Here is a 22,482-nt window from a genome sequence, read left to right as displayed (position 1 = left end):
ATAAATAAAATGGAGCGGGTGAAGGGAATCGAACCCTCGTAGCTAGCTTGGAAGGCTAGTGCTCTACCATTGAGCTACACCCGCATTTAATAGTTGTATAAGTGGTCGGAGCGGCAGGATTTGAACCTGCGACCCCCTGGTCCCAAGCCAGGTGCTCTACCAAACTGAGCCACGCCCCGTAGTCACAAAATATATTATACTTAGATTTTGCTTGTTTGTCAAGCAAGGACTTTCAGGTATTGTGACTTTCAGGTATTTTTTTGGCTGCCGCCAGCCAATTGATTGGCGACAGCCGGTTGTCCGAACACTTATATATTACGGTACTTCTGTTGCCCTTCATTATAAAAGTTATTACCCTGGCTGTCAATGACAACGATTGCCGGAAAGTTTTCAACTGTCAACCGCGCCAGGGCCTCAGGTCCAAGATCTTGGTAAGCAACTATTTCATATTTCTTAATGGCCTTGGCAATAAGTGCGGCTGCACCGCCGGTAGCGGCAAAATATACTGCTCCGTATTTTTTCATGGCCTCTACCACCTCGGGCGAGCGGTAACCTTTGCCGATCATACCACGCAGCCCCTCTTCAAGTATTCGCGGTGTATAAGCGTCCATGCGGCCACTGGTAGTCGGTCCGGCCGAACCGATGGGCTGGCCCGGTTTGGCCGGCGCAGGGCCGACATAGTAGATAATCTGGTCCTTAAAATCAACAGGTAAATTTTCGCCTGCAGCCAACGCTTCAACCATGCGTTTATGTGCGGCGTCCCGCGCAGTATAAATGGTTCCGGTGATAAGTACAAAGTCACCGGCTTTGAGTTGGCGGGCTTTGTCTTCGGTCAACGGGGTGACAATTCTAATAGCTTCTTGCATCTTACAAGTCCCCCGTTATAGTTCTGCCTCGGCATGGCGGGTGGCATGACAATTGATGTTGATAGCCACCGGCAAGCCGGCAATATGAGTTGGATAATATTCGACATTCACCGCAAGCGCTGTCACCCGGCCGCCTAGACCCTGCGGACCTATACCGGTTTTATTAATTAAGTCAAGCAGCTCTTGTTCGAGGTTGGCATATTCGGAATGGGAACTGCGCTTATCTATCGGACGCAATAGTGCTTGTTTAGCCATAAGCGCTGCTTTTTCCATGGTACCACCGATCCCTATACCTACAACAATAGGCGGACAAGGATTGGAACCAGCATTAAAAATAGTGTCGATAACAAACTTCTTGACTGCCGGCAGGCCATCGGCCGGTTTGAACATCTTAAGCGCGCTCATATTCTCACTGCCGAAACCTTTAGGTGCCAGGGTAATTTTTATTTTGTCACCAGGGACAATAGTGGTGTGCAACACAGCCGGAGTATTATCACCGGTATTCTTACGGTTAAACAGCGGTTCCCCCACTACCGATTTCCGCAGATAGCCTTCAGTATAACCTTTGGCTACGCCAGCGTTTACGGCGTCAACTAAGCTGCCGCCGGTGATGTGCACATCCTGTCCGACTTCCAAAAATATGACAGCCATACCCGTATCCTGGCAGATTGGCATTTGTTCATCACGGGCAATACAAGCGTTTTCTACCAGTTGTCCGAGAATAGCTCTGCCGAGCGGTGATTCTTCACGTTCCTGCCCTGCTTCCAAGGCAGCGCGAATATCGTCTGATAGGTAGTAGTTGGCGTCAACAGCCAACTTGGCTACCGTTGCGGTAATCTGTGAAACATCAATTGTACGCATCCTGCCCTCCTGATTAGCGGCCAAGTCTAATACGTTCAGCTGTATTTTTCCTGATGGTTTCCGGATCGACTTTAATTCTGGCTACCCCGGTCTCCATGGCCGCTTTAGCTACAGCGGCAGCTACGGCGGGAGCAACGCGGGGGTCAAAAACATCAGGCACAATATAGTCTTCCCGGAGCTCATTTTCGGGGATGAGATCAGCTATGGCGTAAACGGCGGCAATTTTCATAGCTTCATTAATTTGCCGGGCTCTTACGTCAATAGCGCCTCTAAAAACGCCGGGAAATACCGTGACGTTATTAACCTGGTTAGGAGCGTCCGAGCGTCCGGTTCCGGCTACTCTGGCTCCGGCGGCCTTGGCTTCATCATAACTGATTTCAGGTACAGGGTTAGCCATGGCAATAACAATAGCGTCAGGGTTCATATTTTTAATAATTTCTTTGGTAAATGCGCCAGGAGCAGAAACGCCGATCAACGCGTCCGCGTTTTTAGCCACAAATTCTAGATTACCTTCTAATTTGGTCAGGTTAGTTACTTTGGCCAATTCGGTCTGAATCCGGTTAAGGCCTGGCATGCCTTTGTACAAAGCGCCGTGCACGTCAACCATGATAACATTTTTGGCCCCGGCATTTACCAGCAGACGGCCGATGGCAGTACCGGCAGCACCGGCGCCGTTAACAATGATTTTAGCGGTAGCCAATTCCTTTTTGATAAACCGGAGTGCGCCGATAAGAGCCGCTACCCCGGCAATTGCTGTTCCGTGCTGATCATCGTGGAAAACCGGAATATCCATTTGTTCTTTTAACGCATCTTCAATGTCATAACACTTAGGTGAGGAAAAGTCTTCTAAGTTAATACCGGCAAACGTTGGTTGCAGGAGTTTGACTGTTTCAATAATTTTGTCCGGGTCTTTGGTGTCAAGGCAAATCGGCACAGCATCAACGTCGCCAAATACTTTAAACAACACTGCTTTACCTTCCATTACCGGCATCGCCGCCTCCGGGCCAATGTCACCAAGGCCTAACACCCGGGTACCGTCAGAAACAACGGCTACCATGTTGCCGCGGCAAGTTAGCTCAAATGATAAGTCTTTGTTATCTTTAATCTCTTTACATGGTTCGGCAACTCCCGGAGTATAGGCCAGGCTAAGGTCATACCGGGAAGAAAGCGGTACTTTTGGGGCTACTGCCAGTTTTCCGTTGTTGTCCCGGTGAAGTCTTAATGCTAGTTCACGTATGTCCATGTTATAACCCCCATATAGTTTTTGACAGTCAAATAAACTTGCCAGACTTATTGATTCTACTATGTATTAAGCGATATCCTGGCTGATGTTATTTAAATACTGTTTACCGGCAATGCCCAGCTTGGTCATTTCACCTGGCTTAATATATATAGTATCCAATAAAGATTTACCGGCGTGTTGTTAGTATAAGCGTAAGTCAAGCGCCAGCGGTGGAGCGTTACTAACAACACGCCTAGAAAAAAATCTTTATTGGATTTCATATAGTAAGCGAATCAAAGAGATTATATGCAATAACAGGCTCCATAACAAAATAAACTAATGCCGGGAGTGGCTATGCTTGATATGGGCAATAATCGGCTGAGCTTCCGTAGATGTCAAATACCGGTACGTAGTCTCCGGGACCAAGTCTTTTACGGCGGCCCACTCATCATGACGAATAAGTTCCCGCACCCGTGACGCGCTGATGGCTTCACCGCCGGTCGTAATGCGCGGCATGATTTTTAAGCTAATTCCGTATTGCGGCAGAATTTCGGCCATGGCCTGATTATAACTACTCGTTGTTTCGCAGTATGGTTCATCGCCGACATAACGCCGGGTGACACCAAGCGCCGGAGCGATATAACGGGCAAAAACGGTGGCATCAAGCCGGGTCTGAGCAATAGCGGTGGCTGCTCCCCGGGTAAAGTAACCCGGAAAGGTTGCCGACGAAACAATATATTTACCGGCAGGCAGCACCAAAATATTTTTATATTCGGCCAGTCCTTCCCGCACTAAACGAAACCGCACCGCAAAGGGAAACAGCGACCGTTCCTCGCTGACGACGAGGACAACAGCCGCTTGATTTTCTCTTGCCGCCCTGGCTATTACTGCCTGGTGTCCTAACGTAAAAGGATTACAATTAACAACCAGCGCAGCTCTGGAGCCGGCAGGCAGCACTTTAGCCTTCTTGGCTATTTCACGACAATAATCGGTAATTGAGCCCAGCCCTGACTCCAGTAAAACGGCATAAGGCTCGACCCTGGCAATTTCTTTGAAGCCCAGTGCGGCAAACATCGGCGCCGCACTGGGTTTAGTATAGATAAAATAGTGATAAATGCCGCGTTGCCCGGCTTGTTGCATGAGGTGACTAACCACGTTGGCGGTTAAACCTTCTCCCTGCAACCGGGGCGACACGGCAATATTACGCAGCACTTCCCCGGCCAACGAGCCGGCAGCAATAATCTCATCATCCTGATAAAACGCCACTGTATAGTCAACAGCACCATCGAAGGTCAGATCAAAGCCGGCAAGAAAGGCGCGGACAGCCTCGACTTCCCGGGAACTATCAAGGTTAATTTCCCTTATATCATAGCTACTCCACATGTCAATGACCTCCTAATATGCCGTCTAATCTACCTGCCTTACCACATCAATTACCGTGCCGTCACGGTACTCGACCACGGCGACCACTTTGTCCCGGGTTGTTATGCTTTCAGGCCGGCCGGCAATTTTTTCAGCAAGGGCTTTTAGTTCTTCTGCACTTTTAAGCGGCAATCCTGCAGCTTGGAACTTTTCATATAAATCAGGGCGATGCGGGTTAACGGCTATACCGCGTTCGGTAACCAGTACGTCTACCGTTTCGCCGGGTGTTGTGGCGGTCAGCACACTGTCCATGATGATCGGCAACCGGCCCCGCAGAAGATTGGCAACAACAATAGTAACTTTAGCACCGGCGGCGGCGTCACTGTGCCCGCCTGAACCGCCCATAATAACCCCGTCCGAGCCGGTCACAACATTAACGTTAAAACCTGTGTCAATTTCCGTAGCACCCAGTACTACCGCATCAAGCTTGTTTACAGCCGCCCCCAGGTTAAACGGACTGGCGTAAAAATCAGCGCCGACCTCCAGGTGATTGGGATTGGTCGCTAACGAACGTATAGCATCCAGGTCAAAACCCTGCACATCGATTATTGTTCTGAACAAACCTTTTTCCAGCATTTCCACCATGTAGCCGGTTATGCCGCCGAGGGCAAAGCTGCCGGTAACACCAGACTCTTCCATCATCTGACGCACATAATAGGCGGCAGCCAGCGATGCGCCGCCGGCGCCTGTCTGGAAGGAAAAGCCGTCTTTGATAAGGCCGGCGGCCCTGATAACTTTAGCGGTGGTTTGGGCGATTTTAAGCCCGACCGGGTCGCGGGTTATTTTAGTTGTTCCCGATACTATGCCTTTAGGGTCACCAATACAGTCAACTTTTACAACATAATCAACCCGGGTCTGGGGAATAGAGACTGGCGACAGCGGGTATGGAACCAGATTGTCAGTTACAGCCACAACATGATCAGCATATTGGGCATCTGGCATGGCATATCCCAGCGAACCACAGGCCGCCGGGCCGTTAACACCGTTCAAGTTGCCGTAATCGTCGGCGGTAGGCGCGGCAATAAAGGCGACGTCGATTTTTAGCTGACCACACTCAATGGCTCTGGCCCGGCCACCGTGGGTTCTTAAGATAACAGGGCGGGGGAACAAACCACGTGATACTGCCTGGGCCACCGGTCCGGACATATAGTTAGTGTCAAGTCCTGTTACCACGCCGGCTTTGACATGTTCAACAATAGGCGCATGTACCGGAAAAACCGAGCTTAAAGCAATATTTAAATTTTTAAGCCCCAGCTTGGCGGCAACGGCAAGCACCATGTTGACGACACCGTCGCCGTTGCGCAAGTGATGGTGAAAACCCAAGGTCATGCCGTCAGTAATGGGAATGCGTTTAAACACGGTTTCCAGATCAGCTACCAGTTTTTGCTCACCGGGAAAAATCTGTTTAACTTTCGGCGCTTGGCGCGGCATATCAGGTGCGGTGGCAAATGCCCCGGCAAACGGCCGTACCTTGCCGTATCCGTCAATATATTCCGGCAGGTTCCGGCCAATAGCATTTATAACTTGGTTCATAGTAAGCCTCCTCCTGCCAAACCCAACAGTTGAGCCAGATACAGTATGCGCTCGGCTCTGGCAACAATCGGCGCATCAACCATTTTGCCGTCAAGCGACGCCACACCTGAACCCTCAGCCTCAGCCTTACGGATGGCTTTAATAACCCGTTCAGCCCAAACAATGTCCTGTTCAGTGGGATTAAATACTTTATGGATGTCGTCAATCTGGCGGGGATTTATCGCAAGCTTGCCTTTAAAGCCAAGCCGTTTGGCAAGTTCGGTATCGGCAATTAACCCGTCCTGATCATTAACATCGGTGAACGGCGTATCGATTGATTGCACCCCGGCGGCGGCAGCACTGTTGACTACCATTGTCCGGGCGCTGAATATTTCCGTTCCTTCTTTGGTCCGTTTAGCCCCCAAAGATGTTGTGTAATCCTCGGCGCCAAAGGCTAGCGCCACCACCCGTTTATCGGCGCGGGCAATGCGGTAAGCCTCGGCAATACCGCACGGCGTCTCAAGCAGCGCGATAAGTTTAACAGGTGTTTGGCCAGGCTGTTCGTAAGCCGCCACCAACCGGGCGGCCTCCTTAATATCTTCAGGGCTTTCGACTTTAGGTACCAGCAGGGCGTCCGGGCGGCAGGGCACGATAGCTTTGATGTCTTGCCGTCCAAAAGTATCAAGAGTATTAATACGCACTACTTTTTCGCTGTCACCATAGTCCACGGTTTGTAAAGCCTGAGCGACCAGCAGCCGTGCAGCGTCTTTCTCCTGGGGAGCAACGGCGTCTTCGAGGTCAAGAATAATAGCGTCAGCCCCGAATACCCCACCATTTTGCAGCATGCCAGGATTATTGCCTGGCATGAACAACATCGTCCGGCGCAAATCCATTAGATCAGCTCCTTTGAAGCAATAACGCCGGCCCGGCCAAGAGCCGCCAGGGTACGCGCCTTAATGGTGCAGTCCAGCGCTCCCCGGTCAACAGCCTTAACGTATATATCAGTAATGTTATGTTCACCAATTACACCAGCAATGGTTTTCTTGATTGCTTGACCGTATTGTGCCAGAACAATGCTCTCAAGTTCAATGACTACACCGCTTCCGATGGGTCCGGGAGCTACTGTAATCATAATGTCATTTGATTCAAGAGTGCCGGCTTGCGCCGGCTTAAGTTCGTACATAATTACCTCCTTTAAAAGCAACTGAAGTAAAATACGGCATTATACTCAACGTTAGGAATTGATGGTGTTTAAGAGCGTAAACCCATCAAGAGTATCAGACTTCGGACCGACAAGACCGATGATAAGATAGGTCCTGGTTTTCGGATCATATTTATATTCGGGGATAAGACGGAAGTTTTCAATTTCCTCAGTATTGCGTACATGCGTGCGCGGCCCGGAACATGACCATAGCAAATCGCCGATTTTGATATGGCCTTCGTCACAATAGCTGATGTTGATACCTTCATCAATCAAATTTCTAACTTTACGTTCAACCTCTTTTAAATCGGCCGAAAGTTCCAGCGGATAGTCAAGGACAAATCCGTGATGCACATCACGGTGCTTAAATTCCAATATTGCGCCATAATCCTGAACCAAAATTCGATTGGTAAGGTCTTCGGCCGTATGGGCCATTTTCCGGTACCGGAGGGTTTTAACAACAACATCCCGTATTTCCTGGGGCACCGGCCCAAACACCGTCGGACGCACGACAATGACCTCGCCGCCAACGCCGATGAGCACATCGGCGTTGGTTTTCAGCAAGGGATATAAAAGGTCAAAATGTTCAACAATAACCCGTTTATCATGAGCCAACGCCTGCCGGACTGCATCTGCCAGAACATGTATTTGTGTAAACGCCAGTTCGAACCGGATATCAACATGGTACGTGTGGCTTGAGAAAAACCCCCGGTCAATATTCTTGAGCAGCGGTAACGGCCGGATATTAACACCGTCGTCGTCGTTGGTAAGTTCTAATCCCGGAAACATTCCCTTTACCAACGATGACTTGCCGGCTCCGGCATCACCGATGATGCCGATAAGTCGGTCAAGCGGCGATAAATAGCGTTCGCTCAGCTGTTGACCAAGAGTATACATCCGGTTGCGGCCGCGTGGCGCAAAGTAGCTGGAATACATGAGCTGGTCACCCAGTCCCAGCGTAACGGTTGACTTCATGCCGGTCCTCCTTCTTCTAGGCTGATTTGCGGGCTTTGCGTACTGCCAGAATACGCTGCATTTCATTGTAGACGATCATATAGCCTTCATCTACCCCCATCCCGGGTTTAGCCAGCATTTGTACCGGCTGGGTAGCCATGGCGATATGGACGCATACCTGAGCCGAACGGTCGGTCTCATTGCATGTACCGCCCTGATAAGCGCCAACACCTTTTTGCTTGCAATACAGCACTGATTCAATAATATTGTTGATACCGCCCAAGTCGGGAGTTTTTATTTGCAGCATGTCGCCCGCGCCTTTGTCGGCAAATTCTTTAATGTCTTCATAAGTATTGCACCACTCGTCAGCCACAATCTCAACCCTGATGTTTTCCCGGCGGAGGCGGGAAGTAATCTCAGCCAGCACCGCAATCTGCTTATCACGGTCTTCAACATCAACCGGGCCTTCGATACGAAGGGTAAGCGGCGCAGCAGCTTGTTCGAGTTTGCGGAAGTATTCTACCATGCGGTCAATGTCATTGTTAAAGGCCAGGCCGATAGTACCGTATACGTCGATATGAAGCACAGGCGCATAATCGGCAGTGGTGCGCAGCTTGGCAACCCGGTCTCTCAGCCACTTAACATATTCTACCAGCAATTCGCCGTTTTCGCCCAACTTTTCTCTAACGTTGTTGATAAGGCCGTGGGGCAGCACTTCGGCGTGCTTAATAATCATTTTGTCAACATTATTATACCGGTCGTCGCCGGACTGGGTAAAGATAGCAATCTCCTTGTCGCTCACCTGAGTGTTGTATTCGGCAGCGATTACCTCACACATGAGCTGTTTCTTGGCTTTGGCGACAGCATCCAAAATAGCTTGGGTAACGCCATAGCGGAGAGCAGTATGAATGCGTTTGCCGTTTTCGTCATGTAAATTATCAATTTCCTCAGCCAGTTGTTTAAAGGAAACAAGCTCACGGCCAACCAGGCGGGGTTTTATCATCTTTTCAATAACCGGAATAAAGTCTTCGGCTAAAAATAACGGGTCGCGCCCGCCGGTGCCGCTATATTGAACGGCAGCGCAATCCCCGTAGGCAATCTGGCCGTCTTCTAAAATAATCATAACAGATACTGCTTCGCCGGCTTGGCGTACAGCTTTGAAACCAGGGGTAATCGGCTGCCCAAGATAAGTAAAGCCGTCATGCTCAGCGCCGGCTTTAATCGCCCGCTGATCATCAAAATAAAAACCGGTACGGCCTTTAGCGCAAACTACATCAACTATTTTCACTACATATAACTCCTTTAAATTTAGTTAGATGGGAGGAAACCCGCGCGACTAGCGCGGGCGTCCTACTAAATTGCCTTTGGAAATCGCATAAATATCGTCAATTACCATTTGGAAGCTGGGTGCGCGACCTTCAGCCTTTGCCCGTTCAGCTATTTTGTCCTGGTGGAAAGCAACGAGATCAGGAGTAAACGGCAGGTTACCGACGTCAAACAGGCGGACAGCACCATGATTGTCGCGGGCCGGCAGGATTTTGTTCAGGGTGAACTTGCTGGGAGCAAACGGCACGTCAAGCACACCGGCTTCGAAAGCGCGAACAGCGCCGATAGCGTAGTCGCCGCCGCCCATCTCAAATACTTTATCAAGAATACAACGGCTTTCGGCTTTAATAATGTCGATTTCGGCTTGCAGTTCGGCAGTCAGTTGGAACGGCTGATCTTTAAGCATGTTAATCATTTGCCTGGTGGTACGGAGTCCCTGGGCGTTGGCTTCTTTGGTAGGAATGCCCAGCGCTTCATGCGGAGTCTTGACAATAACTTTAGTAGCCTTGGCCAATGCTGCGGCAGCCGCCCCCCAGGAGATAACACCGAATGCTTTGGCTTCATCTTGGGGGAAACCGCCCATCCATTGGTGAAATACTGTGGTCAAAACGGTGTCATGATAACCGTGCTTGGTCATATATTCTTCCGCAAGTTGTTCCAGAGCCTTGACGGCGGCAATATCTTGTATAAGGTTACCGCATTGACCATAACCTAAAGTAATATTTTTTACGCCTTGTTCAGCGGCCAAAATGCCTTCGATAATAGCTACCGAGTGGGAAACACTGGGTGGTACCAGCGTGCCTGTCAGCGGGCCGAATGGCTCACGGTTAATTTCAATGCCGTGTTCAGCATAAATACCGATCATGCGGTCACAATACTGCCAGTCGTAAATGGTTTTTTCCAGCGAAACACTCTTAGCATACGGAATATTGTAAGAAATACCGCCGCCTTCATAGGAGGTAAACCCGGCAGCTATGGTAATTTCACCTAAAAGACGGGCATCAGGAGTACCATGACGGACTTGCAGCGGCGCGTCAACACTTTCCACAACCCGGCGTACGCCGGCGACACCGTGGTTAACGGCCGGAAAGCCGTTAAGGAGTGAACGTCCGGCTCTCAGACTTTCTTCGATGCCGTTTTGGGCTTCCTTATACTGGTTCTGACGGGTGTAGCTGTCAATAGTAGTTGGCAAAAGATCGGCTTCGCCTTCAGTTTTCAGGTAATTTAACAGGTTGATATGTTCATCAATGAGGGCCACACCGGCACGCGGCTGAGTAAGTGTTTCCCCATTCTTCTTGGCTTTCACCAGACGTTTGGCAAAATGACGCTTTGCCGGAATATTTTCATGATATTTTACCGCTTCCTCAAGGTTTACATCTTTGCCTGTCGGCCAGTGAGTGAGCACTTCCTGACGGATGGCATAAAACTTGTCATGAGTCCACTTTTTATTCTTAAGTTCCATGGGGTATTGCCTCCTCTAATATGACTATTTCTTAACGATATATTTTTTCATCATCCGTACAGCCACAGCCGGATATTCTTCCCCCAACAGCCCCATGGCCGCCATGATGTAATTTTTATCAATGAGATATTCCGGATACTGCGGCTTTAACACCTGGGGATTGGTCTCGTCAAATAAAATCCCCTTAAGAATGGCTTCAGGTTCGGAATTGTTAACGATTACGCCGCCTGTACCTATTACGGTGGTAACTTTGGTTAAATCTTTCCCGGTCTGGACATAGCTGGTCCCCATCGGGGTAAAGTAAGTAACAAGCTGGCCGACATGCCGGTCAGCCCCCAGGCGTACACACGCCTTGCCCATAGCAATTTCAATCTTAGCTTGAGTCTCATCCTGGGGCAAGTGGTCAATATCGGCTTCAACCTTAGCGACATAGGCAGTTACTTCCTCCGGACTTACTACGGCGTATCTACTGATCATCTCGGCGCCGGCAGCCTTCAGAAGCGCCCCGGCACTGTAACGCATCCCCAGGTCCCCTTCGACAGTACGCTTGCCAAACGGTTCCGGCAGCCCTTTGAGCGTCACTCCGCCAACAGTCGGGTCGCCTTTGGCGATTGAATACACGTCGGTAGTTGCGCCGCCAATGTCAAGCACCATTAAGTCGCCTAGACCCTTTTCCCCGCCCCCGCCCTGGCTCAAGAGTTCAGCGGCTTTGAGAACAGCAGCCGGTGTTGGCATTACCATCCGGTCAACCATTTTATTGGCGCGGTTTAAGCCTTTGGCTTCAGTAATCCGGCGCAGGAAGATGTCACGGATGGCAGCCCGGGCCGGTTCGATATTAAGTTCATCAAGCTTAGGCATGACATTCTCGGTCGGGCGCACCTCGGTCAATTTTTCTGACAGGATTTTAACCACTGCCGGCGCGACCGATTTATTGCCTGCCACTACCACCGGCACATCAAGGCCAAGTCCTGCCAGCATTCCGGCATTGTGCAGAATAACTTTCTGATTGCCGCCGTCAGTACCGCCGGCCAGAAGAATAATGTCCGGCTGCAAAGCGGCTATCTCAGCAATTTCGTATTCGCTCAGTTCATGACTGAATACCTTGAGAACCTTGGCGCCGGCACCTAACGCCGCCCGTTTGGCCGCTTCAGCCGTCATTTCCGGCACCAAACCGGCGGCCACCATCTTTAGCCCTCCGGCAGCGCTTGAGCAGCCCAGAACTTTGTTGAATTCAAGCTCGCCGGTCTTGGCAAATAATGCGGCAAGCGCCTGGTTCAGGCCGTCCATGATATCGGTTTCAACAGTTGTTATACCTCTGGCAGTGCCTAAAACTTGCTCCTGGTCAACGTCTACTGCGGTAATTTTGGTGTAAGTGCTGCCAAAATCGATAAGTAAAACGTTATTCAACGCAAAGACCCCTTTTTTTATTTCAAGTCCTCATTAAGATCGGCAATTACTTTGTCAGGCAAAGTACCAGGCACATACACCCGGTCATAACCCATTGCGAGGAACTTTTGTTCAACATCTTTAAAATCAGTTTTGCCGACAACCAGGTTGCCGCCCACATAGAGAAGGATATCTTCGATACCGGCCTCGCGGCAACGGTCTCTTAAACCACGACAATCAATCTCACCGTGACCGTAGAGCGAGGCCACCAGAATGGCTTTGGCATCAGTCTCAATAGCCGCATTAACAAATTCTTCCTGCGGCACCAGCACACCCAGGTTAATCACTTCATACCCGGCAGCACTAATGGCGTGATTGAGGATTTTGTTACCAACAGCATGGCAGTCGGCACCAATCACACCTAATATAACCTTTACCTTATCTGACATTTTCTCTACTCCTTTGCTTTATCTGTTTCTGCCACCAACCGGCTGACCACCTGTTGGAGCGACCCCTGGTCAATTTCATAATAAAAAGTGATGATATCCTGTGTTTCAGCTGCTACTTGGCGAACGACCCGCTCTACAGTTTCAGCGGCAACAATTACGTTACATCCTGCTATACATTGTCTTACCTGTTCCCGGTCATCAGCGATACATGGCGCCAGATGAATGCCGTTGTAGCCGATCTTGGCCATGAGACGGTTGAGAGCCATAACAAAGTCTTGGGTTTTGGCGACAACAACTACTTCTGTACCTGCCGGCAAGCGGGCCAATTTGATTACCGCTTCAAGGTTTGGCACGGCAGATACAGTCATCAGTTTAGCGTTGTTACCGAGAATTTCAGTGACAACCGTTTGATGTTCCGCTGTCGTAATGACCAAATCACAAGCCGCAAGAAACTCTGCTTTAACAGCACCCGCCACCAGATCCGCTAAAGCAACCGGTTCAAAGCGGGCTTTGGCAACTTGTCCGAGTTGAGCAACAAACCGCTCAACATACTCTAAGGTACAATCAACAACAGCTACCCTAAGTTCGCGGGTGGCTAACGCCTTTTCTTTAGCTCTGATGCCAGTAATAGCGGCAAACTGCTCAACCGTAAACCCCAGCTCAACTACCTGGACCATGGCCGCATCAATTATTTTCAGCGCCCGTTCAAGGCGGCTGCCGGCAACATCAGCGCCGGTTGCCAGCAAATCATCATTCTGCTCGCGGACAAAAGTGCCGCGGCCTTGCCGCGCCTCCAGCACTCCTTCCAGCAGCAGTTCCTTATACGCCGCACTGACAGTGTTACGGCTAATGCCAAGTTCTTCCGCCAACCGGCGTTCAGTCGGCAGTTTGTCACCCTTCTTATAGTGACCCGTTTTTATTTTGTCCAAAATGTACGCTTTCACTTGCAGGTAAATGGGTACGCCAAGTTTTTGCACAATCACAGCCATCACTCCAGCCAATTCAAAATTGGATTAATGGATTAATCCAATTTTGTTTTTCATTATTATTATTGCATATTTATAGACAAAAAGCAAGAAAATTCTTACACGGAGTACATTATAATGAATACAAAAAACCTGTCCCAATTTGCTATAGTGTATTCACACATGGAGCAATTGAAACAGGTTTATTATTAAGATATGATTTAAAACCTTGCTACATATCTCGCGTATCTCCTTGGCCAGTTCCACCGCTTTTGGATTATCGTCATTCCAATTGTCGCCATCGGAGCAGTGAAAGGCGTATATATTCCACATGTAGCGCTGTTCAATAATTTCCAGCGTCTTGTCACAGCCGCTGCTAATATAAATGCCACCTGATTCACCTTTGTAGAAGAATTCATCCTCATTCACTTCTTTGGCTTCGGTGGTATGGGCGATAAATATTACTTCGACATGCTCATATTTGTAGCGGACAAACTGATACAACAGGAAAAAGAAGCTGCGGGCCAGGTATTTTCGGGTCTGGTCCATAGAACCGGATGTATCCATAATGCAAATGACTACGGCATTGGAGTGGTAGTCAACATCAGGCTCTCAGTCTGTTTCTGATAGCCGTGAATAAACGCCCGGGTTACTTCTTTTTCCAGCAGCTTATTGTATTCTTTCTTGATGGTATCCTGCAAAAACCCAGGTAGCGTTTTTTCTCCTCCTCGGCAATGACCATTTCCTTGACGGCTTTAACCAGAGTGTCCAGCACAGCGATGGGATTGACGCAGTTATGATCTGATTCCGACAGCGCGGTATCAATGGCTTTCACGATAAAGCGGTTCGAGATGCCGGTCATACCTTCCCGCCGGGCTTGTTCCTTAAGTTCCATAATATCGACTTTTTTGGTTGATCCTTTCTCGACAATCTCTTCACCATTGTAAATTTTGAGCTTGGTCAGGGGATCTACTTTGGCTGACGGCGTCAGCCGGGTCATGATGGCGAACATCGAGGCCACTTCAATGGTATGGGGAGCAATATGCGCGTCAAATGAGCTTCTCCAGCTGTTCTTCATATCTGTCACAATCGGGTAATAAGCGGGACTTCCCGCTCAACAAACGCTTTTATTGCCTCAGCGCTATCCATCGCCAAAACAGTTTTCGCAATACGGCCCATATCCTGCTGATTCAACTGACGAATCAAAGAACGCGCCGGCAGGATCGAGCCTGCACTCATACTGAACTCATCAAGTCCCATCCCCAATAAAATTGGAATTGCGGTTAAATCACCGGCCATCTCCCCGCACATTCCCACCCATTTTCCTGCGGCATGGGCTGCGTCGATAACGTGCTGAACGAGACGCAACACTGCCGGATTAAAGGGTTGATACAGATAAGACACTTGTTCATTCATACGGTCAGCAGCCATGGTATATTGGACTAAATCATTTGTCCCGATGCTAAAGAAATCAACTTCTTTCGCGAACTGGTCCGCTAAAACGGCAACACTGGGAATCTCGACCATGATGCCGACTTCCATAGCATCGTTAAACGGGATGTTTGCCGCCGACAGTTCCTGCTTCACTTCTTCAAGCACTTTATTCGCTGCCCTGAGTTCCTGAAGGGTTGCAATCATGGGGTACATCATCTTAATATTCCCGTAAACACCGGCACGCAAGATAGCCTTGAGCTGGGTCTTAAAAATGTCAGTCCGGTCAAGGCACAGGCGAATGGCCCGGTATCCCAGGAACGGATTCATTTCTTTAGGCATGTCCATATAAGGCAATTCTTTGTCACCGCCAATATCCAAAGTGCGGATAACTACCGGATGATTCATGCCAAACAGAGCCGCCACCGCTTTATAGGCTGCAAATTGTTCTTCTTCAGAAGGCAATTCATTTCTGCCCATATATAAGAACTCGGTACGGTATAAACCAATCCCTTCAGCCCCATTTTCCAGGGCTACCCTGGCATCATCAGGATTACCGATATTAGCTGCAAGTTCTACCCTAACCCCGTCTTGAGTAACCGAAGGCTCATCAACCAACCTTTTGAATTCTCTTTTCCGGAACTCGAAGTTTTCTTGCTTCTCCCGGTATATTTGAATTAAGTCATCCGGCGGATTAATGAATACTTTACCTTCGTTTCCGTCAACAATCACAAAATCCGCCGGTGTGACCTTGGCCACGATATCCTGTAACCCGACAACAGCAGGAATCTCCATCGAACGAGCCATAATTGCCGAGTGGGAAGTGCGCCCGCCAATATTGGTCACGATGCCAGTCACTTTGCCCCGGTCCAGTTGAGCGGCATCTGATGGTGTTAAGTCATGAGTAACCAGAACCACCTGATCCTGAACATCACCTAGAGACAGTGACTGTATTCCCAGTAAGCGCCGGAGAAGACGGCGGCTGACATCCTGTAAATCAAGAGCGCGTTCCCGGATATATTCATTATCGATACCGGCAAACAGGCTTAAAAACTGGTCTGTCACTTCCTGAACAGCCGCTGCGGCGTTCATAGCTTCCGACTTGATCTTTTCCTTAATACCCCCAATGTATTCGGGGTCGTTAAGCAGCATGATATGCGCATCAAAGATAGCTGCCTGCTCATCGCCGAGCTTTTGCCGGGTTGTCTCCCGAATCATTTTAATTTCCTCAATCGCTTGGCGGATTTCTTCTTCCAAACGGCTTATTTCCGGTTCGACTTTTTCCGGCGGGAGGTTTTGCTTACTTACTTGCAATTCTTGTTCTTGCAGTAAAAATGCCCTGCCTAAGGCATAACCTGCGGCTGCGGCAATACCCGTCCATTCCATCATTACCCCCTCCTTACTACTCTGTTAATGTTTCCAGAAACTCGGCAATGACTTGCAAAGCTTCGTCCGCTCGCTCACCTTCGGTAATGATCGTCACTTGTTCATCCCGGCCTATTCCCAAAGCAAGTACATTCATAATACTCTTGGCATTGGCCACTTTTTCTCCCTTGACTAAACTAATTTTACAGGGGAATCCGCTTGCTTTCTGGACAAGCAGTGTTGCCGGCCGTGCATGTAATCCTGAAGAATTTTTAATAATGATTGTTTTTTCCATAATCAATACCATTCCTTTCAAGATCTTATATTAATATTCATTATCGTATTAACAGTCTGTAGAACTCATATTGAACCGCCACGAACGGTACATACAACAGTTTTTCCAGCCATAGCCGCAATTTTTGTTACTTCTACCGTTTGGTCTTTTAAATTTGTAAATATAATTGGTGTAATTGAGGATTTAGCATGGGTATTAATATACGCTAAGTCAACCTTTAACAACGGGGTTCCCACCTCAACCAAAGCGCCTTCTTGCACCAACAGTTCAAACCCTTTTCCCTGAAGTTTGACTGTGTCAATACCTACGTGTATGAGTAATTCCAGGCCGTTCTCGGCAATCAGCCCTACAGCATGCTTTGTCGGAAAAGTGGTAAGAACTTTCCCTTTAACCGGCGAGAGTACAAGACCAGCGGCAGGCTTAATCGCAAACCCGTCTCCCATCATTTTTTCAGCAAAAACCGGATCAGGTACTTGCGCAAGCTCAACAACTTCGCCGGATAGCGGTGCATAAACAGCAACTTCTGTTTGCTTGCCTTCAGCGACCTGCTTTTTTTCGCTAGCCACCGGTAACGAGGTTCCACCCCCACTTCCGCGCATAATTTCCTTAATTTGCCCCTTCAAGGTATCAGATTGTGTGCCAAAAATCGCCTGAAAATTATGGCCTACTTCTAAAACACCGGCCGCGCCTAACTGCTTTAAAGCGGCTTTATCGACCAGACCCGGATTTTTAACAGTTACCCTGAGCCGGGTGATGCAAGCGTCAAGTGCCGTTAAGTTGTCCTTTCCCCCTAAAGCTTTCAGGACATTTGCGGCCAAACCATCTTGGTTTCCTTGTGCATCCGGTTGTATTTCTTCCTCCGGTTCGCGTCCCAGGGTCTTTAAATCCCATCTGCGGATGGCATACCGGAAAATAGCATAATAGAGCACGCCTAACAATAAGCCAAAAGGAATAACAATCCAGCCGTTGGTTGACAATCCATAATTTAAGAAATAATCGATTCCGCCGCCGGAGAAAGTATAGCCGTGTTTCACATTGAGAATATCCATTACCGTGAAGGAGACTCCGGCCAGGAGCGCATGAATAAGAAACAAGGCAGGAGCGACAAATAAGAAGGCAAACTCTACCGGCTCAGTAATCCCTGTAAGCATCGAAGTCAGCCCGGCAGAAATGAGCAAACTGGACACCACCTTGCGCCGCTCGGGACGGGCTTCATGGATCATAGCCAGGGCTGCCGCCGGTAAACCGAACATCATATAAGGAAATAAACCTACCATGAAGCGGCCTGCTGTTTTATCCCCTGCAAAGAAACGGGCCATCTCACCGGTAACTACCCGGCCGGTTTCAGGATCAATATAACTTCCCATGGTGAAGTAAAACGGGGTTTGAAAAATATGATGGAGCCCGAAAGGAATTAACAAACGTTGTATAAACCCGAAAAAGAACGGACCAAAAGTTGAATACATAACCCAAGTACTGGCAACGTCAATTCCGTTTTGTATCGATGGCCAAATAAAAGCAAAGATTACACCAAGCCCTAAAGAAGATACGGCCGTTATAATCGGCACAAAGCGCTTGCCGGCAAAAAAGCCAAGAACAGGATGCAGTTTGACATCATGAAACTTCTTGTACAATACGGCGGCAAGCAAGCCAATGATAATTCCGCCGAAAACCCCCATATTGATGAGGTGAGCCGCTCCTTGGAAAGGAGGTTGCACCCCCAGGACAACACCCATATTATCTAAAGTCTGAGTCAGTATCAGATAACCAATAACTGCGGCCAAACCGGCAACTCCCTCACCTCCGGCCAAACCAACCGCTACACCTACCGCAAAGACCAGCGGCAGATTATCAAAGATAACCCCCCCTGCCGACTTGATCACCGGCAGATTCAATAGATCCTTGTCCCCAAACCGAAGCAAAAGACCGGCAGCCGGCAGAACAGCAACAGGTGTCATTAAGGCTCTGCCGATTTGTTGCAAGACCTCAAACCCTTTCTTAAACATAACATCCCTCTTTTCTTTGATTTTTTTATATTTAGATAAATGAATCAACAAAGGAAATAAAAAAGCATGAGTAAAATTCCATTGATAGTATTCGCTACCATTGGAAATATACTCATGCCTGATCGGATCAGTCACACGAATTATTTAGTTTTTCGTACGCTCCAATATTCTTTGGATGTGTAAGGTAAGATAACTGACTTCTGCTTCGGGAATGTCAACCTTTAATTGATTTTGCAGAATTTTTACTATCTTCCAGGCAATATTATAGCATACGGGATATTCTTTTTGCAATAACTGACTTAGAGAATTTTCTTTTTCCGCAAAATCATTGCGTTTTGCCCGGTCTATGGCATAACGGAGATGTGTCACAAGGCGGGAATAATCTAATCCTGTTTTATCAATCTCAATTTCCAGTTCAGTTTCGATCACTTTAATCAGTTTCACGATCAGCCCGGAAAAACGGTTCATTCGGCTCAAGTCTTGATTAGTTCGCCCGCTATGGATATGAAGCGCTAAAAAGCCAATCTCATCTTCCGGAATAGTAATCTTTAACCGGTTTTCCAAAAGAGTTGTCCCTTCTTGAGCCAAAGAATATTCATACGGATAAAGGCTTCGAACATCATATAAAAAAGGGTTATGAATTTTTATCCCTTGCTGCAGTCTTTTGATAGCAAAGACAAGGTGGTCAGTTAAGGCAATAAAAAATTGGGTGGTAAAAGCTCGTTCAAGCTTTCCTTCAACATACTTCACATACTCGGTGATAACCCTCAGGATATCTTCATCATTCTCGGTAAAAAGACGCTGCATCTGTTCTCGCTGTCCCTCCGAAGCAAGAACAAACACCTTTTCGATCTTTGCATCATGCCGGATACTATCTCCTTTTGCCCTTTGAAAACCAATTCCCTTTCCAATAAGAATAACTTCTTTGTGTCCTTCATCAAGGGCAATGAGGGCATTGTTATTTAAAACTTTTTTTAGAATATATCCTTTTTCATCGTCCAATCAAATCCATCCTTTTGAAACCTTCTTAACGCCAACATATCCTGACGCCTGGTTCTTTATGCTAAACCTGTAGTCTAGTCCAAACCTAACTCTTTAATAGGATTACTTTTATATGATCTTAAGCGGTTTTGTATTACAGCGACTTCAATGATGGAAGCAAGATTACGCCCAGGGCGAACCGGGATAGTAAGCTCCGGAATAGCAATCCCTAAAATTTGGCGTGTTGGCGGGGGGTCTATACCCAAACGGTCATACATCTTACCTTCTTGCCATTCTTCCAAGTGCACAATCAAATGAATATCCTTTTCATCCCGTACCGCACCGGCGCCAAACAACATCGTAACGTCAAGAATTCCCAGACCACGTACCTCGAGCAAATGGCGAATACGGCGGGGAGCAATCCCCCGCAAACTTTCTTCATCAACACGCCGCACTTCCACAGCATCGTCCGCAACCAGCAAATGACCGCCTTTTATTAATTCTAAAGCTGTCTCACTTTTACCGATTCCGCTCTCACCGGTAATCAGTACACCCACACCATATACATCTACCAATACACCATGGACAAGCGTACTTGGCGCCAAATGATTCGTAAGATAACGAATCAACAAATAAAAAAGCTGGGTGGTAGATCGACCCGTTGTTAGTAGAGGAATATTCCGCTCGTTGGCTAATTCGATACACTCCCTGGGAATTGGCAATCCCCGGGTAAAAATTACACAAGGAACTTCGGCCACCATCACTTGTGCAAGGCGTTCCCGCCGCACCGATTCGTCAAGTTGTTGGATTACGCCTAGCTCAGTCCGCCCATACACTTGAATACGCTTAGGAGTCAAATATGTTAAAAAACCAAATAATTCGGCACTGGGACGTTTCAGGCTGTAATCTGTTATCTCTTTGCTTAATCCACCGTGGCCGCCCTGAACTTTTAAATCAAATTCCTCAGCCAACTGACTTACCTGTAACACGTCTACACTTCTTTCTTGTTTTTGATAATTCTTAATATTATTATATTATCACTATTTGCCGCGTTTTGTCTCGATACTTTTACAAAATACTCCTTCAATTAGCTTCACCGTATTTTGATTATGGTATGCAATAAGGAACCTATAACATCACCGGCCAACTGTGACACGCTCAAAGTAAAAACACAGGAGGTGCCGGTTTTATTATTCATGTTTTTGGCAAGAAATAAATAAAAGGAATTGTGTCGCAAAACGTAGAAAATAGCTTAAAAGCAAAAATAAAACAAAAAATAGGAGCATTTTGTTGTGATTTATGAACAGCGGTTAAAGCCGATTACCGAAGCTGCCTATTTAACAGCGGAAAATGCCTGGCGTTACCGGAGTATATTACGCTTCTTTTACGTCCAGCACGAAAAACTCAGGCATTATTTATATCCGGAAGATATTTATGCCCATTTGAAACAGGACCCGTATTTTGCCGACTATACCGAAGAGCAGTTACAGGCTGATTTAAAGCAACTCAGCGACTGGAAAAATATCATCCCCCGCCAGGAAACCGGACGGGTGACGACCATCGAAGATTTCAAGAGGAAAAAATTCCGCTATCAATGCACTCCGTATACTATTGAAATTGAGCGGATGGTAGAAAAACTGCACGAGTTAGGGCAGTCCTTCGGCGGCTCGTTGGAAGCTACGCTGTTTGACAGGCTGCTGGCTGCCTTAAGGCGTTTTGCCGAAGAAGCCGGCAAGTTGGAAGGCGCTGAACTCAACCAGGCTTGGGAAGACGTCTACAGCTATTTCCGGAAGATTGTGGAAAACGCCTCCGACTATATCGCTTATTTAAAAAGCGAAAAAGTCGAAGAACGTATGATGAACGAGGCTTTTCTGGCGTATAAAGATGCGTTTGCCGAGTATATCAGACGCTTTATTCTGGGATTGCAGCACGCTTCCTACAATATCGAAACCGTGCTGAAACAGATTTCGCCAGAACAGTTTACCCTGGCTGCGGAAAAGATTGCCGACTATCAGCTCAGCATTCCCCGTCTGGATGAGAAGGCAGACCGCCGACAACTTATTGAGCGCAGCCGGGAGCAATGGACAAGTCTCAACGACTGGTTTTTCGGAACCCCGGGCCATGACAGCGAACTGCTCTCCCTCGAGCGCGAGACTACCGAAACCATTCGCCGGATCACCCGCTTTGCCCAGCGTCTGGGTGAAAGGCAACACACCGTTCGCAGTCGCTATCGGGATTACCTCTACTTAGCCGCCTGGTTTGACCGCCTGGAAGACATCCGGGCTGCGCATGAGTTGTCAGCCGTATTATTTGGTACATCCGGCATCCGCCACATCTATGCCGAACCTGCCGAAAGCGAAGATATGTACGGCGTAATTTGGGATAACCCACCGACAACAGTAACCGTAAAGCCCAGTGTCAGCACTTACCGGGAGAAAACCAAACCCGGCGCTGTTGTCAGCCGGACGGCGGAAAAGGAAACCGCCCGGGCGGAATATCTGAAAGAAAAAGCCCAGGAACAGGCGTTAATTGACGGACTGATAGACGGCAACCGAATCGTTATCGCCACACTGGGCGAGCAGGTGCCGTTTATTCGCAAAACGTTGTTAAACTGGATTGGCAAATGCATGGCCAGCCCCACCCATACTGCCAAAACCGATACAGGCCGGCAAATACGGCTTGTCAAGCTGAGTGACCGCCAAATCACCCTCGCTTGTCCTGACGGCAAACTGACCCTTCCCGATTTCGCCTTTGAATTCTTGATATAGGAGTGACAGC

The 22,482-nt window shown here is 48.2% G+C and carries 19 protein-coding genes, 2 tRNA genes and 2 pseudogenes; 1 reads left to right on the top strand and 22 read right to left on the bottom strand.

The annotated features are described in order from the left end of the window. Window positions 1–10: 10 nt before the first annotated feature. The 22 genes and pseudogenes from SCACP_RS05780 to hprK form a co-directional block, all read right to left on the bottom strand. Window positions 11–84, bottom strand: a tRNA-Gly gene (locus SCACP_RS05780). 18 nt (window positions 85–102) lie between these two features. After that, window positions 103–179 (bottom strand) — tRNA-Pro (locus SCACP_RS05775). Between the two features lie 129 nt (window positions 180–308). Next, window positions 309–866: a Fe-S-containing hydro-lyase gene (locus tag SCACP_RS05770; RefSeq protein WP_425060428.1), complete on the bottom strand. Its 558-nt coding sequence runs from the start codon at window positions 864–866 to the stop codon at window positions 309–311. 15 nt (window positions 867–881) lie between these two features. Then, the gene (locus SCACP_RS05765) at window positions 882–1,727 is read right to left on the bottom strand and encodes a fumarate hydratase (RefSeq protein WP_425060427.1); all 846 of its coding nucleotides are present in this window, start codon (window positions 1,725–1,727) and stop codon (window positions 882–884) included. Between the two features lie 13 nt (window positions 1,728–1,740). Further along, window positions 1,741–2,970, bottom strand: coding sequence for an NAD(P)-dependent malic enzyme (locus tag SCACP_RS05760; protein ID WP_425060426.1), 1,230 nt, complete (start codon window positions 2,968–2,970; stop codon window positions 1,741–1,743). Between the two features lie 315 nt (window positions 2,971–3,285). Further along, complete coding sequence (gene citC, locus SCACP_RS05755) at window positions 3,286–4,332, bottom strand: [citrate (pro-3S)-lyase] ligase (protein WP_425060425.1); 1,047 nt, start codon at window positions 4,330–4,332, stop codon at window positions 3,286–3,288. A 24-nt stretch (window positions 4,333–4,356) separates the two neighbouring features. After that, complete coding sequence (gene citF / locus SCACP_RS05750; RefSeq protein WP_425060424.1) at window positions 4,357–5,904, bottom strand: citrate lyase subunit alpha; 1,548 nt, start codon at window positions 5,902–5,904, stop codon at window positions 4,357–4,359. Next, window positions 5,901–6,776, bottom strand: coding sequence for an HpcH/HpaI aldolase/citrate lyase family protein (locus SCACP_RS05745; protein WP_425060423.1), 876 nt, complete (start codon window positions 6,774–6,776; stop codon window positions 5,901–5,903). Before SCACP_RS05745 ends, citF begins: the two co-directional genes overlap by 4 nt. Beyond that, window positions 6,776–7,066, bottom strand: a complete 291-nt coding sequence (gene citD, locus SCACP_RS05740; protein ID WP_425060422.1) for a citrate lyase acyl carrier protein — start codon at window positions 7,064–7,066, stop codon at window positions 6,776–6,778. Before citD ends, SCACP_RS05745 begins: the two co-directional genes overlap by 1 nt. 51 nt (window positions 7,067–7,117) lie before the next feature. Next, on the bottom strand, window positions 7,118–8,059 hold the full coding sequence (locus SCACP_RS05735; protein WP_425060421.1) for an alanine-tRNA synthetase second additional domain-containing protein: 942 nt from the start codon (window positions 8,057–8,059) through the stop codon (window positions 7,118–7,120). Between the two features lie 16 nt (window positions 8,060–8,075). After that, entirely contained in the window at window positions 8,076–9,326 is a 1,251-nt protein-coding gene (locus SCACP_RS05730; protein ID WP_425060420.1) for a methylaspartate ammonia-lyase, read from the bottom strand. 48 nt (window positions 9,327–9,374) lie between these two features. Further along, window positions 9,375–10,826 (bottom strand): methylaspartate mutase subunit E, encoded by a 1,452-nt coding sequence (locus SCACP_RS05725; protein WP_425060419.1) that lies wholly within the window; start codon window positions 10,824–10,826, stop codon window positions 9,375–9,377. 24 nt (window positions 10,827–10,850) lie between these two features. After that, window positions 10,851–12,233 (bottom strand): methylaspartate mutase accessory protein GlmL, encoded by a 1,383-nt coding sequence (gene glmL / locus SCACP_RS05720; protein WP_425060418.1) that lies wholly within the window; start codon window positions 12,231–12,233, stop codon window positions 10,851–10,853. 17 nt (window positions 12,234–12,250) lie between these two features. Next, window positions 12,251–12,661, bottom strand: a complete 411-nt coding sequence (glmS, locus tag SCACP_RS05715) for a methylaspartate mutase subunit S (protein WP_425060417.1) — start codon at window positions 12,659–12,661, stop codon at window positions 12,251–12,253. Between the two features lie 5 nt (window positions 12,662–12,666). After that, complete coding sequence (locus SCACP_RS05710; protein ID WP_425060416.1) at window positions 12,667–13,644, bottom strand: GntR family transcriptional regulator; 978 nt, start codon at window positions 13,642–13,644, stop codon at window positions 12,667–12,669. Between the two features lie 159 nt (window positions 13,645–13,803). Next, a pseudogene (locus tag SCACP_RS05705) lies at window positions 13,804–14,208 on the bottom strand (DUF444 family protein); the annotation flags it as partial. Next, window positions 14,205–14,704 (bottom strand): annotated as a pseudogene (locus SCACP_RS05700) (hypothetical protein). The pseudogenes SCACP_RS05705 and SCACP_RS05700, both read right to left, overlap by 4 nt. Before the next feature lie 5 nt (window positions 14,705–14,709). Then, window positions 14,710–16,446 carry a phosphoenolpyruvate--protein phosphotransferase gene (gene ptsP, locus SCACP_RS05695; RefSeq protein ID WP_425060415.1) on the bottom strand — a complete coding sequence of 579 codons (1,737 nt, stop codon included), beginning with the start codon at window positions 16,444–16,446 and terminating at the stop codon, window positions 14,710–14,712. A 13-nt stretch (window positions 16,447–16,459) separates the two neighbouring features. Then, on the bottom strand, window positions 16,460–16,717 hold the full coding sequence (locus SCACP_RS05690) for an HPr family phosphocarrier protein (protein WP_425060414.1): 258 nt from the start codon (window positions 16,715–16,717) through the stop codon (window positions 16,460–16,462). A gap of 65 nt (window positions 16,718–16,782) precedes the next feature. Beyond that, on the bottom strand, window positions 16,783–18,723 hold the full coding sequence (gene ptsG / locus SCACP_RS05685; protein WP_425060413.1) for a glucose-specific PTS transporter subunit IIBC: 1,941 nt from the start codon (window positions 18,721–18,723) through the stop codon (window positions 16,783–16,785). Between the two features lie 144 nt (window positions 18,724–18,867). Next, a complete protein-coding gene (gene glcT / locus SCACP_RS05680) occupies window positions 18,868–19,725 on the bottom strand; it encodes a glucose PTS transporter transcription antiterminator GlcT (RefSeq protein ID WP_425060412.1) in 858 nt (285 codons plus the stop codon). 74 nt (window positions 19,726–19,799) lie between these two features. Next, window positions 19,800–20,693 carry an HPr(Ser) kinase/phosphatase gene (hprK, locus tag SCACP_RS05675; protein WP_425060411.1) on the bottom strand — a complete coding sequence of 298 codons (894 nt, stop codon included), beginning with the start codon at window positions 20,691–20,693 and terminating at the stop codon, window positions 19,800–19,802. Window positions 20,694–20,996: 303 nt separating this feature from the next. Here hprK and SCACP_RS05670 point away from each other — a divergent pair, with 303 nt between their 5' ends. Further along, on the top strand, window positions 20,997–22,472 hold the full coding sequence (locus tag SCACP_RS05670) for a TIGR02677 family protein (protein WP_425060410.1): 1,476 nt from the start codon (window positions 20,997–20,999) through the stop codon (window positions 22,470–22,472). Window positions 22,473–22,482: the final 10 nt, after the last annotated feature.

It is taken from the genome of Sporomusaceae bacterium ACPt, assembly GCA_041428575.1.
Classification (GTDB): domain Bacteria; phylum Bacillota; class Negativicutes; order Sporomusales; family Sporomusaceae; genus Sporomusa_D; species Sporomusa_D carbonis.
The sequence above is the reverse complement of the archived record's forward strand: the minus strand, read 5'-3'. Positions and strand labels throughout refer to the sequence as shown.